Annotated in this window: 13 protein-coding genes, 1 pseudogene and 1 riboswitch; of the genes and pseudogenes, 4 read left to right on the top strand and 10 right to left on the bottom strand. The window is 71.5% G+C overall.

Annotated features, from left to right (window positions below; translation table 11 throughout):
• The first annotated feature begins 115 nt into the window (after nt 1-115).
• Together F1721_RS34365 and F1721_RS09820 are read left to right on the top strand one after the other, a co-directional pair.
• The gene (locus tag F1721_RS34365; RefSeq protein ID WP_170301414.1) at nt 116-370 is read left to right on the top strand and encodes a hypothetical protein; all 255 of its coding nucleotides are present in this window, start codon (nt 116-118) and stop codon (nt 368-370) included.
• 49 nt (nt 371-419) lie between these two features.
• The gene (locus F1721_RS09820; protein WP_150066281.1) at nt 420-1,169 is read left to right on the top strand and encodes an enoyl-CoA hydratase-related protein; all 750 of its coding nucleotides are present in this window, start codon (nt 420-422) and stop codon (nt 1,167-1,169) included.
• A gap of 9 nt (nt 1,170-1,178) precedes the next feature.
• Here the strand turns inward: F1721_RS09820 and F1721_RS09825 are convergent, their stop codons facing one another.
• On the bottom strand, nt 1,179-2,108 hold the full coding sequence (locus tag F1721_RS09825) for a DMT family transporter (RefSeq protein WP_150066282.1): 930 nt from the start codon (nt 2,106-2,108) through the stop codon (nt 1,179-1,181).
• Between the two features lie 31 nt (nt 2,109-2,139).
• Between F1721_RS09825 and F1721_RS09830 the strand changes: the two genes are divergently transcribed.
• Entirely contained in the window at nt 2,140-2,691 is a 552-nt protein-coding gene (locus F1721_RS09830) for a helix-turn-helix domain-containing protein (protein WP_211840400.1), read from the top strand.
• A gap of 20 nt (nt 2,692-2,711) precedes the next feature.
• Here the strand turns inward: F1721_RS09830 and F1721_RS09835 are convergent, their stop codons facing one another.
• A complete protein-coding gene (locus tag F1721_RS09835) occupies nt 2,712-3,974 on the bottom strand; it encodes an MFS transporter (protein ID WP_150066284.1) in 1,263 nt (420 codons plus the stop codon).
• Nucleotides 3,975-3,991: 17 nt separating this feature from the next.
• A complete protein-coding gene (locus tag F1721_RS09840) occupies nt 3,992-6,661 on the bottom strand; it encodes a family 78 glycoside hydrolase catalytic domain (protein ID WP_170301432.1) in 2,670 nt (889 codons plus the stop codon).
• Between the two features lie 648 nt (nt 6,662-7,309).
• Nucleotides 7,310-7,437: riboswitch (FMN riboswitch) on the top strand.
• Nucleotides 7,438-7,535: 98 nt separating this feature from the next.
• Between F1721_RS09840 and ribB the strand changes: the two genes are divergently transcribed.
• Nucleotides 7,536-8,177 (top strand): 3,4-dihydroxy-2-butanone-4-phosphate synthase, encoded by a 642-nt coding sequence (gene ribB, locus F1721_RS09845; RefSeq protein WP_150066286.1) that lies wholly within the window; start codon nt 7,536-7,538, stop codon nt 8,175-8,177.
• A 66-nt stretch (nt 8,178-8,243) separates the two neighbouring features.
• On the opposite strand, the gene F1721_RS09850 is transcribed toward ribB, so the two are convergent.
• The 7 genes and pseudogenes from F1721_RS09850 to F1721_RS09880 form a co-directional block, all read right to left on the bottom strand.
• Nucleotides 8,244-8,699, bottom strand: coding sequence for an SRPBCC family protein (locus F1721_RS09850; RefSeq protein WP_150066287.1), 456 nt, complete (start codon nt 8,697-8,699; stop codon nt 8,244-8,246).
• 63 nt (nt 8,700-8,762) lie between these two features.
• Nucleotides 8,763-9,599 carry a shikimate dehydrogenase family protein gene (locus F1721_RS09855; protein WP_246154600.1) on the bottom strand — a complete coding sequence of 279 codons (837 nt, stop codon included), beginning with the start codon at nt 9,597-9,599 and terminating at the stop codon, nt 8,763-8,765.
• 40 nt (nt 9,600-9,639) lie between these two features.
• Entirely contained in the window at nt 9,640-9,927 is a 288-nt protein-coding gene (locus F1721_RS09860; RefSeq protein ID WP_150066289.1) for a hypothetical protein, read from the bottom strand.
• Complete coding sequence (locus F1721_RS09865; protein ID WP_150066290.1) at nt 9,920-11,194, bottom strand: 3-deoxy-7-phosphoheptulonate synthase; 1,275 nt, start codon at nt 11,192-11,194, stop codon at nt 9,920-9,922. The genes F1721_RS09860 and F1721_RS09865 overlap by 8 nt, the downstream gene beginning before the upstream one ends.
• Nucleotides 11,195-11,230: 36 nt before the next feature.
• Nucleotides 11,231-12,829 (bottom strand): bifunctional 3-(3-hydroxy-phenyl)propionate/3-hydroxycinnamic acid hydroxylase MhpA, encoded by a 1,599-nt coding sequence (gene mhpA, locus F1721_RS09870; RefSeq protein ID WP_150066291.1) that lies wholly within the window; start codon nt 12,827-12,829, stop codon nt 11,231-11,233.
• A 39-nt stretch (nt 12,830-12,868) separates the two neighbouring features.
• On the bottom strand, nt 12,869-13,642 hold the full coding sequence (locus F1721_RS09875; protein ID WP_150066292.1) for an arylamine N-acetyltransferase family protein: 774 nt from the start codon (nt 13,640-13,642) through the stop codon (nt 12,869-12,871).
• Nucleotides 13,629-16,703: pseudogene (locus F1721_RS09880) on the bottom strand (type I polyketide synthase); the annotation flags it as partial. The gene F1721_RS09875 and the pseudogene F1721_RS09880, both read right to left, overlap by 14 nt.
• Between the last annotated feature and the right edge of the window lie 40 nt (nt 16,704-16,743).

Consider the following 16,743-nt stretch of genomic DNA (forward strand, 5'->3'; position numbering starts at 1 on the left):
CTCAGGGCAGGTGCGGGGGCATGATTGAGTAGTTCGCCCCGCCCCGGAAACCGTGTCGGCCGTCACAGTAGGAGGCAGCTCCACCAGGCATCCACCGACGAATCGGGGTGTGATCATGTCCCCTCTCCAGCACGATGCACCGCTGACCGCCTGCACCCTGGACGAGCTCGACCGCCGCGCCAAGCTGGCCGAGCTCTGCATGAACCACGCGCTCGAACAGCAGTGCTGGGACCTGGTGCGGCGGCACCGTCGCGAAGCGCTCGTCGTCCAGGCCGAGATCGACCGCCGCCTGGACGCCCTCGAGGACTCCCCCGGCCACATCGGCTCACGCCTGGGCGAGCCGACCGGCGACGCGGTCGGCTTCTGCTGAACCCCGGCTTAGACTCCCGGCTGCGGCACCCGAGCTGAGGAGCGACATCGTGGCAGTGCGAACGGAGCGGAAGGGCGCGGTCCTGGTCCTCACGATGGACCGGCCGGAGCGCCGGAACGCCTTCGACGGCGCGATGACGCGAGCGCTCGACGCCGCGTTGAACGAGTTCGAGGACGACGACTCGGTCCGGGCCGCCGTGCTGACCGGCGGCCCGGACTTCTTCTCCGCGGGGACCGACATCCGCGTCTGGGCGGGTGAGCCCACCGAGCGCGGCGGACCGTACGGGATCGCCGGGCGCCGCCTGCGCAAACCGCTGATCGCCGCGGTCGAAGGGGCCGCGGCGGGCGGCGGCTTCGAGATCGCGCTGGCCACCACGATGATCGTCGCCTCGCGGACGGCGTTCTTCTCGTTCCCGGAGGTCGGCCTCGGCCTGGTCGCCGAATGCGGCGGCCTGTTCCGCGCCCCGCGCGCGCTCCCGCTCAACGTGGCCAGGGAACTGCTCCTCACCGGAGACCCGCTCCCGGCACAGCGCGCGCACGAACTGGGCCTGGTCAACCGCCTGACCGAACCGGGAGCAGCGCTCGGAGAAGCCCTCGCCATCGCCCAGCGGATCGCCGGGCACGCCCCGATCGCGGTCCGGGAAACCCTTCACGCGGTCGAAGCGGCCTACGCCGCCGACGACGAGGACCGCTGGCTGGACACCGCCACCGCAAAAGAGCGCGCCCGAGCTTCCGTCGACGCAACCGAAGGCGTCGCAGCCTTCCTCGCGAAGCGACCCCCGCACTGGACCGGCACCTGATCACCGGCCTCAGCTGCGAGCGCTGGCCTCCTCGCGGTCCGGGGTTCGTGGTTCGGCGCGCTCCTTCGTGCGGGGTTTCAGCTCGCTGACGAGCACCCCGAGGACGATCAGGGCTGCTCCGAGGAGCGCCAAGCCGGGCAGGCGGTCACCTGCGACGCGTCCGATGACACCTCCCCAGACCGGTTCGCCGGTGTAGATGATGGTCGCCCTCGTCGGGGAGACGAAGCGCTGCGCCCAGTTCATGGTGAGCTGGATGAGGTAGCTCGCGGCACCGAGGCCGACCGCCGCGGTGAGCCAGACCCAGGAGAACTCCGGGATCCGCTCCCCGGCCACCGGCATCAGCAGCAGGGACAGCGCACCGCCGACGAACAGCTGCACGACGGTGACCCGGCCGAGGTCGACCTTCCCGGCGAACGATCCGATCAGGATGATCTCGGCGGCGATGGCCACCGCGCTGAGGAGCGTGACGAGCTCGCCGGTGCTCAGGGAGATCCCGGCCGCGCCCGGCCCGGCCAGCAGCACCAGACCGGTGAACGCGAGCGCGACGCCGACCAGCGTCATCAGCCGCGGCGCCCTGCGGAGCACGGCCCACTGCAGCAGCGGCACGATCGGCACGTACAGCGCGCTGATGAACGCCGAGGTGCTGCTGCTGATCGACTGCAGCCCCCAGGTCTGCAGCCCGTACCCGAGGAAGATCATCACACCGATCGCGCTGCCCGCCCCCAGCTCGAGCCGGGTCAGCCCCGCCAAGGTGCGCCGGAACACCACGAGGCCGATCGCGGCGGCGGTCAGGAAGCGCACGCCGACGAAGAACAGCGGTCCGCTGTGGTTCATCGCGACGTGGATGATCAGGAACGTCGCGCCCCAGATCGCGGTGATCCCGACCAGCGCGGCCTCGTGCCTGCTCAGCAGCGGGAACCGCCGGAAGAAGTGCAGCATGTTGCACAACGGTATGTGTAGAATCCTGCACGTGCAAGAGCCGCGTCCGGACGTCCTGGTGCACGTCGGGGAGAACCTGCGCCGCCTGCGCCGCGCGGCGGAGCTGAGCCAGGCCGCGCTCGCCGCCGCATCGGGCGTGAGCCGGCGGACGATCATCAACCTGGAGGCGGGCGAGGCCAACATCAGCCTGTCCGGCCTGGACAAGCTCGCCGACGCGCTGGGGGCGACCTTCGTCGACCTGGTGACCCCGCCGAGCGCGCCGACCAGCCGGATCGACGCGACCGCGTGGACCGGCCGCCACCCGGACAGCCGGGCGGTGCTGCTCGGCAGCACCCCGGCGCGCTCCGAGGCGCAGCTGTGGACCTGGAGCCTCGCCCCCGGCGACCGCTACGACGCCGAGCCCGATCCCGACGGGTGGCACGAGATGGTCTACGTGACGCGCGGCCGCCTGCTGATCGAGCGCGACGAAGGCCCGGCCCGCGTCGCCGAAGGCGACTACGCCATCTACTCCAGCGCCCAGCGCTACGCCTACGTCAACGACGCGGAGACCACCACCACCTTCGTCCGCAACGTCATCTCCTGATCCGCAGTGGACTCCCCGGTTCACGCCGGGGCCCCGCCGCCCACCGGCACGTCCTCCAGCTCGCGCGCCTTCGGCAGCCGCGGCACCCAGAACAGGCCGATCGCGTTCGCGGCCGCGGTGAAGGCGAGCAGCAGCCAGAACAGCAGCGCCGGGTTGGCCAGCGCGATCGCGGGCGTGACGAACGCGGCGAACGCCGCGATGACGCGGGCGAAGGCGATCGTGAGCCCGGTGGCCGTCGTGCGCAGCAGCGTCGGGATCAGCTCCTGGGACCACACCTTGTAGATGCCCTCGCCGCAGAAGGCGTTGCCGAGACCGGACAGCAGCAGCACGGCGACCAGGGTGAACCGGTTCGCCCCGAACAGCGCGGGCAGCGCCCAGGCGACGAGGATCAGCGCGGAGCCGCCCGCGAACCACGCGTACCGCGCCGGGCGGTCGACCACCCGCATGAACACCAGTCCGGCCAGGAAGCCCACGGGCAGGCCGAGCAGGCTCAGGCGGGAGTACTCCGCGACCTCGCCGCCGGTGAGGTTGGTCCACAGGAAGGTGCCGAAACTGCCCATTGTGGATGCACCCAGGTTCCACGCGGCGTAGTAGAGGCCCAGCGCGACGACCGCGAAGACCACGGGGGCGCGGAAGAGCTGGCCGATGCGGCTGAACTGGATTCCCCCGGCCGCTGCCTCGCTCCGCGCCGCGACCCACTCGGCGGACTCGCGCAGCGTGAAGCGCAGGACGAGCACGACGATCGCCACCACCAGCAGGTGCGCGAACATGATGCGCCCGCCGAGAACGCCCCACGACCCGACCACGGCGCTGAGCCCCATGGCGGCCACGATCCCGCCGATCCACAGGATGTTGGAGAAGATGACCATCTTCCCCTTGTGGCCGTCGGGCGACTCCTCGTTGATCAGCGCCAGCGAGGCGGCCAGATCCGCGCCGATCGCCAGGCCCACCGCGACGACACCGACGTGGAGCAGCCAGAGCGGGGACGCGATGAGCAGCATCGCGATGCCCGCGGCGTAAAGCAGCAGCGACAGGGTGAACACCCGGCGCCGCCCGAACAGGTCGCCGAGCCGACCACCGCACAGCGCGCCGAGGGCGAACATCAGGGTCTGCAGCCCGAGAAGCGCGCCGACGGTCCCGGCGTCGAGGGCGAGGGCCTCGGTGTAGGAGCCGCCGAGGACGATGCCGGAGGTGACCAGCGCCCCGGCGTCGAGGTAGGAGGCCATGCCTGCGAGCGTGGCGATCTTCCACGTGCGGCCCGGTGGTTGCGCGAGCTGGGACATCGGTTCTCCTCTCGGGCTCACGTCGTCACGACCGGCACCCGCAGCGCGTGCCGCCCGCCGCGCAGGGGCCTGCCCGGATGGCCCGGCAGCCGGACCGCGGCGACCGCGGTCTCCGGCACCTCGACGTCCAGCTCCCACACCCCGCCCGAACGCCGCCACGCGACGGCGGCGCGGCCGCGCACCGTCGTGTGCGCGGCGCGGGCCCATCCCACGCGGTCGTCGAGGATCGGCGCGACGTCGAAGGTGGCCCACCCCGGGCTGGTCGGGCGCAGCCCGCCGACCGCCTGCTGGATCCAGGCGGCCGCAGCGCCCAGGAAGTAGTGGTTGTGCGAGCGGGCGGTCTCGTCCCACGACTCCATCAGGGTTGCGGCTCCCGCCTCCCGCCAGACGCCCCAGCCCGGGCGGTCCCGCCGGGTGGCCACGGTGATGGCGAGGTCGGGGCGGCCGTGCTCGGCCAGCACCGGCAGCAAGTGCTTCGCCGCCACCGCACCGCAGTCCAGGTGTCCCCCGGTGCGGTGCTCGACGTCGGCGAACAAGCCCTCCGCGACCGCGGTGACGTGCTCCGCCGGGACGGCGCCGAACGCCAGCGGGAGCACGTTCATCGCCTGCCGGTACCCGACACCCGGGGCCCGGTAGCTGCCGTTGTCGAAGAACCGCTGGTGGTAGGCGGTTGCCACCACGTCCGAGGCCGCCCGGTACCGCTCCGCGCCGCTGGTCTCCCCCAGCACCTCGAGGATGTCGGCGCACCGGCTGACCACGTGCCGCAGCATCATCGTCGCGGTCGGCACCGGCCCCTCCGGGGCGAAGTGGTGGCCCGGGGAGAGCCAGTCGCCCCAGCTGTGGTGCGGCCACAGGCCGTCCGGCGCCAGGTCGAGCAGCCGATCGGTGTAGGTCCGGATCGGCTCCGCATAGCGCTCGAGAAACGTCCGGTCGCCGTACTCGCGGTAGAGGTACCAGGGGATCAGCACCATCGAGGCGCTCCACGCCGGGTCCGCCGCGCGGCCCCAATCCGGGGTGGGCACGATCTGCGGCACCACGCCGTGCTCGTCGCGCGCGTCCACGTGGTCGTCCAGCCACTTGCCGAACGACTCGCGCAGATCCACGTGGTGCAGCACGGCTTCGGTGGCCAGGTGCGCGTCCGCGGTCCAGCCGTTCTTCTCGTACACCGGGGTGTCGGTCGGGACGCCGTGCAGGTTGTTGCGGAACGTCCGCGCCGTCGCGTCGACGATCCAGGTCAGGACGTCGTTCGCGCACTCGAACTCGCCCACGCGCGCCACCGGCGTCTCCAGCCGGACCGCTCGGACCTCGCTCACCGCCGCACGCCCGAGGGTCTGCACGCTGGCGTACCGGAACCCCTTGTAGCTGAACCGCGGTTCCCACGCGGCCCCGGTTCCGCTGTCGGCCAGGACGAACCGGTCGACCTGGGCAGGTCCGGCGGCCAGCGGGTTCCGGCTGTGGACGGACCCGTCCTCGTCGAGCTGTTCGGCGTACCGGACGACGATCTCCGCACCCGCCTCGCCCACGGCGATGAGGCGGATCCGCCCGGCGAGCACCTCCCCGAAGTCGTGGACGACCACGCCGTCCGCCAGCGGGGTGCTCGACATCGGCGCGAGCACGTCGGCGCGGCGGACCGCCGGTGCGGTCGCCGGTTTCAGCTCCCCGCCCGGAGGTTCCACGACCAGCGCTGGCTCCCACTCGGCGCGGCGCGCACGGCCGGGGTCGGTCGTCTCCCCGACGTAGAGCAGGTCGGAGGTCACCGCGCCCTCGGCCGCCTCCCAGTCCGGGCCCGAGGCGACGACGTGCCGCTCCCCCGCCCCGTCGATGTACTCCAGCTGCGCCAGCACCACGGGTTCGCGGTGCCAGCGGGCGAAGTTCCAGCCCCAGGTGTTCGCGCCCCTGGCGGCGTAGAAACCGCGGCCGAGTTCCGCGGTGAGCGTGTTCCGCCCGGCCCGCAGGAGCGCGGTCACGTCGTAGGTGCGGTACAGGACGGTGCGGTCGTACGTCGTCTGCGCCGGTTCCAGCACGTCGTCGGTCACCGCTCGGCCGTTGATCCGGAACTCCCCGTAGCCGAGACCGACCGCGCTCAGCCGGGCTCCCCGCACCTCCCCGGGAACCTCGAAGGAGGTGCGGAACACGGGATCGGGAGCGGGAACCGTTTCGACGCCGATGACCCGAACCCCCGGTTCCCGGACGCCGTCGCGCACGGCCCACCCCACGACCGGGAGCGGCGACACCCCGTCGTCCGGCCGTTCCGGAGCGGGACCGGACAGCGTCGGCCACCCGAGGCGGCCCACGACGGGCCGGACCCGCAGCAGGTACTCCCCGGCACCGAGGCCGTCGGGGAGTTCGAGGAAGTGGGCGAAGCGGTCCCAGCGGACGATGCCGCGCTCGACGACCTGGTCGGCCAGCACGGCACCGTCGGCGCCGCACAGCTCCACCAGGCAGCGCACCTCCGCACCCGGGTCGCCGACCAGGTCGAACCCCACGGCCGTGAACGGCCCCGGCGCGGTGAAGGACTGGCCGATCCAGTGCCCCGGCTCGACCCGCGCCACGTGGTCCGAGGTCACCGACCGCGAGATCCGGTGAGCGGGGTCGGTGCGCTTGCCGATCCACTGCGCGGACCACCGGACGGGCACCGGCGACGCCAGCGGCGGAAGGGACTCCGGAAGCGTGCTGCGAGCGCTCACCCCGTCCTCCTCGTCAAGCAGCGAGCGACTGCGTGCGCGGCCAGCACCGACCATGCCCGGAAACCCGCGGCAAGTACAGGGATGGCCCCGGCGCGCGCGGGAAATCGCAACCAATGGAGGAAATCCCGGCTCTTGTGCCGGAGGAGTGGGGATCGGGGCGACATCGGAACCACTGCCTGGGGATCGGTGGTGATACCCCGGGTGGGTTGGGGCGGAGCGGTGCCGTTGGGCGGTGGGTTACTTGAGGTTCAAAGCGGTGGGTGGTCGGCCTGGGGAGGCTGCAATTTCAATCGAAATTGCGTCGTTCTCGACGGAACCTGCGGTGGCGACGTGGGCAATTTCAATCGAAATTGCAGTCGTCACCGCCCCACGGACGGCCGCCGTAGCGGTCATCCCGCTTCGTGCGAACGGGCAGACTCTTTACTGCCGTCGTCACCACCCGACGGACGGCCGCCGTAGCGGTCGCCCCGCTTCGTGCGGACGGCCGGACTCTTCGCTGCCGTCGTCACCGCCCCACGGGCGGCCGTGATGGCGGTCTGGGTGTGTGTTCTTCCGGGGTGATCGGGTGGTCGGGTCCGGGGTGAGCTGGGTGACACATGCTCGCCTGGGGTGTGGTGGTGTGCCAGACTCCCGGCCAGTCACAACCACGTGCGCTCCGGGGCTCGGTGAAAGTCCGAACCGGCGGTGACAGTCCGCGACCCGGTCGACCTCGTCGGCCGGTTGACCCGGTGGAACTCCGGGACCGACGGTGAAAGTCCGGATGGAAGGCTGCGCGCGCGGGCATGCCGCCGACGGGTCGTGGGCCCGTCGGAGACGGCTGCATGCCCGCAGGTGCCCCCGGTGCGCAGCGCGATCCGGAACGGAGGCACCGGAGATGTCAGCTAGCGCAACGGTCGATCAGGCGGAGCTGCGGCTCGACGCGGTCGAGGACGCCGTGCGGGCGTTCGCCCGGGGCCGGATCGTGGTGGTCGTGGACGACGCCGACCGGGAGAACGAGGGCGACCTGATCTGCGCCGCGAGCACGGTCACCCCCGCCGACATCGCCTTCATCGTCCGGTACACCACCGGGATCGTCTGCGCCCCGATGGCCGGGGACCTGCTCGACCGGCTCGAGATCCCGCTGATGACCAGCCGCAACCGGGACCGGATGAGCACCGCCTTCACCATCAGCGTGGACGCGCGCGACGGGATCAGCACCGGGGTGTCCGCTGCGGACCGGGCCAAGACCCTGCGCACCCTGGTCGATCCCGGCTCCCGGCCCGACGACCTCGTCCAGCCCGGGCACATCTTCCCGCTGCGAGCCGCCGGGAACGGCGTGCTGGACCGCCCGGGCCACACCGAAGCCGCGGTGGACCTCGCCCGGCTGGCCGACCTGCCCCCGGCCGGTGTGCTCGCCGAGCTGGTCAACGACGACGGCACCATGATGCGCGGCCAGCAGCTGCGCGACTTCGCCGACGCGCACGGTCTCGTGCTCATCTCCATCGAAGACCTGATCGCGACCCGCAACCGCGGCTGACGCCCCGACGTTCTCCCGGCGCCACGGGGCAAAGCGGGCACCCGCGTTCGGAGCGGCACGCGTTGTTCACGACTCCGCGAGTTCGGCGAGCCTGTCGAGGGAGGCCCGGAGCCGGTCCGCTGTGGTGGCGCGGGCTCGGGGCAGGCGGTTCTCGTCGGTCAGGCGGGACCAGTCGTAGGTGTGGGTGACCTTGGTCCGCCCCGCACCGGCCGGTTCGAGCTCCCACCGCCAGAGGTGGCCGGGCGGCTGCGCGCCCGGCTCCGACGGGAGCCAGGCGATGCGCCGTCCTTCTTCGAACTCCACCACGCGGTTCTCCCGGACGCTGCCCACGGTGAGCGTCACCGTGAACACCTCGCCCACCGCACGCACGCGCTGGCCCTCGGCAGCTTCGGCGAGGTTGTCGTTGCCGTCCCACCGCGGCTGCTGCGCCGGGTCAGCGATCAGTTCGAAGATCCGCTCCGCGCTGGCGGCGATCTCGCGGTGGCTGGTCACGATGTGCGGGGGCTGACTGCTGGAGGTCACCGCACGATTGAAGCACCTCTGGCCCGCCACCGGGAAGATCGCGGGGGCCGCGCCGGTGGTCGGTCAGGGTGCTCCGCCGGGGTCGCTCTTGTCGGTGAGCCCGAAGAAGTCGAGGTAGGCCGGGATCTGGTGGTCGAGCATGTGGATTCCGTGGTGGATCGGGTGGCCTCGGGATGCCGCGAGCGACAGGAGCTTGGTATCGCGCGGCGTCATGATGATGTCGGCGACGACGGCGTTCGGCGGCAGATCGTCGAGGTCGAAGGGAAGGTCGTCCGTTTCGCGCAGTCCGAGCGGGGTGGCGTTCACCGCGAGATCGGCGCCGAGCAGGTCCGGCACTTCGCTGAACCGGGCGCGCTGCGGCCACCTCGCCTCGACGCGGGCGCGCAGGTCGGCCAGGCGGGCGGGATCGCGGTCGCAGATGCGGAGATCACCGACCCCTGCTTCGAGCAGCGCCACCGCGAGGGCGCTGCCCGCGCCGCCCGCCCCGACGACCGTCACCGTCCGACCTGCGGGATCGCGTTGCTCGTGGACCAGGCCAGCGACGAAACCGGCGCCGTCGAAGTTCGACGCGGACCAGCTGCCGTCCGGCTCCCGGCGAAGTGCGTTGGCGCTGCCCGAGACCACCACCGCCGGGCTGAGGTGATCGGCCAGCTCGCACACCGCGATCTTGTGCGGCACCGTGACGAGCAGGCCGTCCAGGTTGCCGATCAGCTGCAGGCCGCGCACGACCTCGGTCAGTCGGCCGGACGGTGCGTGGACCGGGACGAGCACCGCGTCGGCGCCGAGCCGCTCGAACTCGCGGTTGAGCAGCTCCGGCGCCCGCACCTGCTCCACCGGGTCGCCCAGCACCCCGAACAGGCGCGTCCGACCGGTGATCCGGGAAATCTCAGATCCGCCCACCCCGCACCCTCCGCTCATACGTCCGCCGAATCACCGGAGCTCACCCCGCGCCGGGTGCTCGGCGGAATCCACCGATGCCCTCGTCGTCGGCGTCCCGCCACAGGTCGGGGTCGTAGGGCTCGTCCGGAACCAGCACGACGGCCTGCGCGCTCGGTTCCGCCGCGCAGGAGCGGGGGCATTCCGCGGCCAGGTCGAGTTCCAGGCGTTCGACCGCGTTGTGCAGGCGGCGCGCGGACAGGCAGTTGTCGTGGTTCCGGACCAGCGAGTCCACCGAGCGGCGCAGTTGGCCCACCAGGTGCTGCATCCTCCGTCGCTCGGCGTCAGACATCGCTGCCTCCGCGGAGCATCCGGGCGATGGCGCGGGCCAGGTCCAACGACTGGCGGCGGTTGAGCCGCGGATCGCACGCGGTCTCGTAGCGGGCCGCGAGGTCGGTGTCCGACACGCCCGAGGCGGAACCGACGCACTCCGTCACGTCGGACGCGGTGAGTTCGAGGTGCACGCCGCCGGGGTGGGTGCCCATTCGCCGGTGGACCTCGAAGAACACCTCCAGCTCGCGCAGGACGTCGGCGTAGTCCCTGGTCTTGTAGCCCGATTCGGACTCGTGGGTGTTGCCGTGCATCGGATCGCACATCCAGACGACCGGGTGGCCGGTTCGCCGGATCCGCTCGACGAGCTCCGGCAGCACCCAGCGGACCTGGTCGCGCCCCATCCGGCTGATGAAGGTCAGCTTGCCGGGGACGCGCCCCGGGTTCAGCAGGTCCGCGTACTGCTCGATCTCGTCGGGTGTGGTGCCGGGACCGACCTTCACCCCGATCGGGTTGGCGAGCAGGGCCGCCACCGCGATGTGCGCGCCGTCCAGCTGCCGGGTTCGCTCCCCGATCCACAGGAAGTGGCCCGAGGTGGCGAAGACCTCCACGTCCTGCCCCGCCGCAGCGCGATCGGCGCGCAACTGCGGTCCTTCGTAGTCGAGGAGCAGGGCTTCGTGGCTGGCGAAGACGTCGCCCGCCCGCAGGGTCCTGAGGTGGTTCATGGTCCGGCAGGCGTGCGAGTGCGCGCGCAGGAGCCGGTTCGGGTCGGGTTCGCGGGCCGACGGGACGGGGTCCTGCGCGTTGACGATGTCGCCGCGGTAGACGGGCAGGCCGAGCACGTCGACCGGTTTCGAGCGGGGTTTCGCGTACTGCCCGGCCAGGCGGCCGATCTTGATCACCGGGAGGCCGGTGCTGGACAGCTCCCCGGCCATCTCGTCGAGGAGGTGCACCGTGCCGGAGACGTGCTCCTCGGTGTTCTCGTCGAAGGTCTCCGCGCAGTCGCCGCCCTGCAGCAGGAACGCCCGGCCCTCCGCCGCCGCGGCGAGTTCGCGGCGCAGCAGGCGGATCTCGCCGGGTGAGGTGACCGGAGGCGCCGCGCCCAGCAGAGTTCGCGCGGCGTGCAGAGCAGTGCTGTCCGGCCATTCGGGTTGTTGCGCCGCAGGTCTCGCGAAGGCGGCGGCGAGCTCTTGGCGCAGCTGCGGCGGGATCCGCTCGTCGAACGTTCCCGCCGCGGTGGGGGGAGGTGCTGGTGAAGTCGTCGTGTCCGGCCACGTGTGTCGAATCATGGTGTCCCCTTCAGCTCCGTGCCTGGGCTGCCCGGTTCACCCGGTCACCGCGGCGGCCATCAGCCCGGCGCGCAGTTCGTCCGCCGCGGCGGCGAGCCCGGCGGCGTCGTCGACCCCGCCGAACGCGTAGAAGTCGGGGCGGACCAGGACGGCTCGCGAGTTCGACCGCGCCAGGTACGGCAGGTACACGTCGTCGACGTCGACCACCGCGTCCTCGCCGACCTCGGCCACCGGCGTTCCGGCGGGCAGCACGCGAACCACCCGCACGTCGAGCTCGCGGAGGAGCGGCGGCAGACCACCGGCCAGGACCTCGTCCGCGCCCTCGCCCACCAGCAGCACGAATCCGCACCCGACCAGCTCGTCGAACAACCCCGACTCGCCTCCCCGGGCGACGACCGCCTGCGGGACGAGCTCACCGGCCGGTCCGCCGGTGCTGGCGAGCAGGCCCGTGGTCAGCGCTTGCAACGACGAGCGCGGCCGCACGCCGCTGGTGCCCCGCTGGCGCGAGGCGATCATGACCTCGTCGCGGTCCCGGGCCGCGTCGGGGTCGGTCTGGCAGATGACCTTGCCCAGGTCCACCGACATCCGCAGCGCGTGCTGGACGTGCGCACGTCGTTCCTCCTGGTAGGTGTCCAGCAGCGCCTCGTCGGCGAGGCCGCGCAGGACCAGGTCGAGCTTCCACGCCAGGTTGGCGGCGTCCCGGAACCCCGAGCACATCCCCTGCCCGGCGAACGGCGGCATCAGGTGCGCCGCATCACCGGCCAGCAGCACCCGCCCGGAACGCCACACGTCGGCGTAGCGGGCTTCGAAGGTGTAGACGGCGTGGCGCTGCAGCGTCGCGTTGTCCGGCGTGACCGCATAGGGCTTCAGCAGGTCCCACACCACCGACGTCTCGTGCAGCCGCTCGACCGGTTCGCCGGGCAGGCGCATGAACTCCCACCGCCGGTGCCCGGGACCGGCGGAGACCACCGTCGTGGGCCGGTGCGGATCGCACACCTGCTGGTTGTTCGGGCTGAGCTGACGCCCGTCGTGCAGGATGACGTCGCAGGTCAGCCAGTCGTTGGAGAAGCCGAGGTCGGTGCTGGTCGCGCCGATCCGCCGCCGGACGAAGCTGTTCGCCCCGTCGCACCCGACGATCCAGTCCGCGGTCAGCGCGAACTGCTCGCCGTCGGTGTTCTCGACCGCCAGCTCCACCGCGTTCGGGCCGCTCGTCAGCTGCTTCGCCTCGTGGCCGCGCAGCACGCGCAGGCCCGGAACGGCCGCGCCCCGTTCGGCGAGCGCGGCCTCGATGCCGGGTTGGTACATCGAAGTGGAGTCCGGCCACCCGAAGTAGCCCCGGTCGGGGATGTCGACGTGCAGCAGGACGTCACCGGCGGCGTTGGTCCAGGTGTACTCCCGCGAGGACTCGCCGTGCTCGTGGATGGCCGCGCCGACACCGGCCGCGGCCAGGATCCGCGCCGACTCGCCGTCGAAGGACACCGCGCGCGGCATCGGGTACGGCTGCGGCCACCGCTCCACCGCGGTGACGCGCCAACCGCGCTGCGCCAGCAGGACCGCCAGCACCTGGCCCACCGGCCCGTACCCGACGATCAGCACGTCCGAGTGCTCGGCCGCCGGGTTGTCGCTGTCCGTCATGTTCCCTCCCACCTTTCCGCTGGGTGCGCTGGACGGGGATCAGCGGTCGGCGCGGAGGATCGTGCGCACGACCCGGTCGAGCTCGTCCTGCTCCACCAGCACCCGCATCGCGTCGTGGCCGTTGTCGACCTCGAGGTATCGCCGACCGATCAGGATCATCTGCCCGGTGTCGAACGCGCGGCCGCGGATCACCGTGCCCGCGCCGACGAGCTGCTGGGCGAACTCGACCAGCTCGCGCTGATCACCGCTCCACTCCTGGAAGTCCCTGGCCTGCGGGCGGAACCGGTACACCGGCTGCCAGTCGCCGGTCTGCGGCTTGCGCTCCACCACGCGGTAGTCGTCCTGCCGGGCGATCCGGAACCGGGAGCCGAACTGCGGCTGCTCGTCGTCCGAGAGCACCAGCGGTTCCAGGTAGGACGGGCCGACGAAGCCGACGTCGGCCAGCCAGGTCCGGCCGTCGAGCTCGACGCGGTTGAAGACGTGCTCCAGGTCCGGGCCGAACGTCCCGTCGACCTGCCGGATACCGGCCGACAGCACCGCGGTGTCGAACCCGATCTCGTCGAGCAACCGGCGGAACAGGCCGTTCAGCTCGTAGCAGTTGCCGCCCCGCCCGCCGATCACGATGTCGTCGAACACCGCGTCGACGTCGATGTCCACGTCCCGCCAGATCGAGATCCCCCGCTCGGCGTTCCACGAGCTGTCGTAGGGGATCGCCATCAGGTGTCCCTTGTGGAGGGTTCGGAGGGTTTCCGCGTCCGGGCGGGGTTGCCCGGCGAACCCGATCGCCTTCAGGTACTGGTCAACGTCGAACATCGGATGCCTCCGCAGCGGTGTCCAGGAGCTCGTGGACGTGGTCGGCCAGCAGCGCCGGGGTGGGGTGGTCGAAGAGCAGCATCGCGGGCAGCGTCAGGTCGAACACCGCGCTGAGCCGGTTCCGCAGCTCCACGGCGGTCAGGGAGTTGAACCCGATCTCGAAGAACGGGCTGCCGTCCTCGACGGTGTCCGCCGAGGAGTGGCCGAGCACCGCGGCGGCCTCCTTCCGGATCAGCTCCGCGATCGCCTGCTTGCGGTCGTCCCCGGACAGCCCGCCGAGCTGCTCGGCGATCGGGTTCCCGCCCTGCTCGGCGACCACGTCGTCGGTTTCCTCGTGCACACTCGTCTCCATCGTGTCGGACTCCAGCCAGTAGTGCTGGTGCTGGAAGGCGTAGGTGGGCAGCGCCACCCGCTGCGGTCGGGCGCCGTCGAAGAACGGCGTCCAGTCGACGTCGACGCCGCGGACGTGCACCTGGGCCAGCGAGGTGGCGAACCGGGCCAGGCCGCCCTCGTCGCGGCGCAGCGTGCCGGTCACGGCGGCGTTGACGTCTGCGTGCCGGTCGAGCGTTTCCTGGACGGACATCGTCAGCACCGGGTGGGCGCTGACCTCGACGAACACCCGGTAGCCGGACTTCACCAGCGCCTCGGCGGCCTCGGCGAAGCGGACCCGCTGGCGCAGGTTCCGGTACCAGTAGTTCCCGGACAGCGACTCGCCCGCCACCCAGTCGCAGTCCACTGTGGAGAAGAACGGGATCTCCGGGGCACCGGGCGCGACGTCCGCCAGCACCGCCGACAGCTGCTGCTCGATGCGTTCGACGTGGCTGGAGTGCGAGGCGTAGTCCACCGGGACCCGACGCGCCCGGATCTCTCGGGTTTCAGCCTCAGCGATCAGCTCGTCGCACTCCACCGGATCACCCGCGACCACGACAGCCCCAGGTCCGTTGACCACCGCAACTTCCAGCCCCGGCCAGCGGCCGATCAGCGCGGAGGCCTCCAGCTCGGGGAGAGAGATCGACACCATTCCGCCGCGACCGGCCAGTTCGGCCGCGATCAACTGGCTCCGCAGCGCCACGATCCGCGCCGCATCACGCAGACTCAGCGCGCCCGCGATGTGCGCAGCGGCGATTTCGCCCTGGGAATGGCCCACCACCGCGTCCGGAACAACGCCGTGCGCTTGCCACAACCGCGCTAGTGCCACCATCACCGCGAACGACGCGGGCTGCACCACATCGACGCGATCCAGCGAGCCGCGTTCGCGAATCACTTCTAACAGCGACCAGTCCACGAACTCCGACAGCGCCTTGTCGCACTCGGTCAACGCCTCGGCGAACACCGGGGACGAATCCAGCAGCTCCGCTCCCATGCCGATCCACTGAGCCCCCTGACCGGGGAAGACGAACACCCGGCGACCGTCCACGCCCGCCACGCCCTGCACGACGTCCGGGCGGGGTTCGACGGCTGCCAAGGCGGAGGTGGCGTTCAGGGCATCCGGGCGGTTGTCGGAGATCAGCACCGCGCGGTGTTCGAGCTTCGCGCGGGACAGCAGCGACCAGCCGACGTCGACGCGGCAGAGATCCGAGGTGCTCACCGACGCGGCGAGCCGACCGGCCTGTGCCCGCAACGCCGCCGCGGTGTGCCCCGACAGGATCCACGGCACCACTCCCCCGGGATCGCTCCCGGTCTCCGGTGCCTCAACCTCTGGTGCTTGTTCGAGGATGACGTGGGCGTTCGTGCCGCTGACGCCGAACGAGGACACACCAGCCCGACGCACCCGCCCAGTCTCCGGCCACTCCCGCTGCTCAGCGAGGACCTCGACCGCCCCAGCATCCCAATCAACCTTCGACGAAGGACGATCCACATGCAACGACGCAGGCAACACACCGTGACGCATCGCCTGAACCATCTTGATCACACCCGCCACACCAGCAGCAGCCTGGGCATGACCGATATTCGACTTCAACGAACCAACCCACAAAGGCTCACCCGAACCACGCTGGCCATAGGTCGCCAGCAGCGCACCAGCCTCGATTGGATCGCCGAGCGAGGTTCCCGTGCCGTGCGCCTCAACCGCGTCCACATCGGACACACCCAGCCCGGCATTCGCCAACGCGGCCCGGATAACTCGTTCCTGCGATGGTCCGTTCGGCGCGGTCAGGCCGTTCGACGCGCCGTCCTGATTCACCGCCGAACCCGTTACCACCGCCAACACCCGACGGCCAGCACGCCGCGCATCCGACAGGCGCTCCAACACAACAACCCCGACGCCCTCGGACAAGCCCGTGCCATCAGCCGAATCCGAGAACGCCTTGCACCGACCATCCACCGCCAAACCCCGCTGACGGGAGAACTCGATGAACGGGCTCGGCTGCGCCATGACCGCCGCTCCGCCCGCGAGGGCCATCGAGCACTCCCCGGCGCGCAGCGCTTGCACTGCCAGGTGCAGGGACACCAGCGACGATGAGCACGCCGTGTCCACCGTGACGGCCGGGCCCTCCAGGCCCAGCGTGTAGGACACCCGGCCCGAGGCCACGCTCCCCGCGGCACCCGTGCTCAGGAATCCCTCCATCCCCGCCGGGATCTTGCGGAGCCGGGTGCCGTAGTCGTGGTACATCAAGCCCGAGTAGACGCCGACATCGCGTCCCCGCAACGACAACGGGTCGAGTCCCGCGTGCTCCAGGGCCTCCCAGGAGATCTCCAGGAGAAGTCGCTGCTGGGGGTCCATCGCGGTCGCCTCGCGGGGGCTGATCCCGAACAGCGCGGGATCGAACTCACCCGCGCCGCTCAGGAACCCACCGGTGCGCACGTACGACTTGCCCGCCGCACCCGGGTCGGGGTCGAAGATCCCCTCGACGTCCCAGCCGCGATCCGCCGGGAACTCCGAGATCGCGTCACCACCCGAGGACACCAGGTCCCACAGCTCGTCCGGCGAGCCCACCCCGCCCGGCAGGCGGCAGGCCATCCCCACGATCGCGATCGGCTCGCGCCGGGCCGCGGTCAGGGCGCTGTTCTGCTTCTTCAGCCGCTCGTTCTCCAGCATCGCGGCACGCAGCGCCGCGACGACCTTGTCGTCCGAACCCGTCATCGTTCTGCCTCCGAATACC

The organism is Saccharopolyspora hirsuta, assembly GCF_008630535.1.
GTDB lineage: Bacteria > Actinomycetota > Actinomycetes > Mycobacteriales > Pseudonocardiaceae > Saccharopolyspora > Saccharopolyspora hirsuta.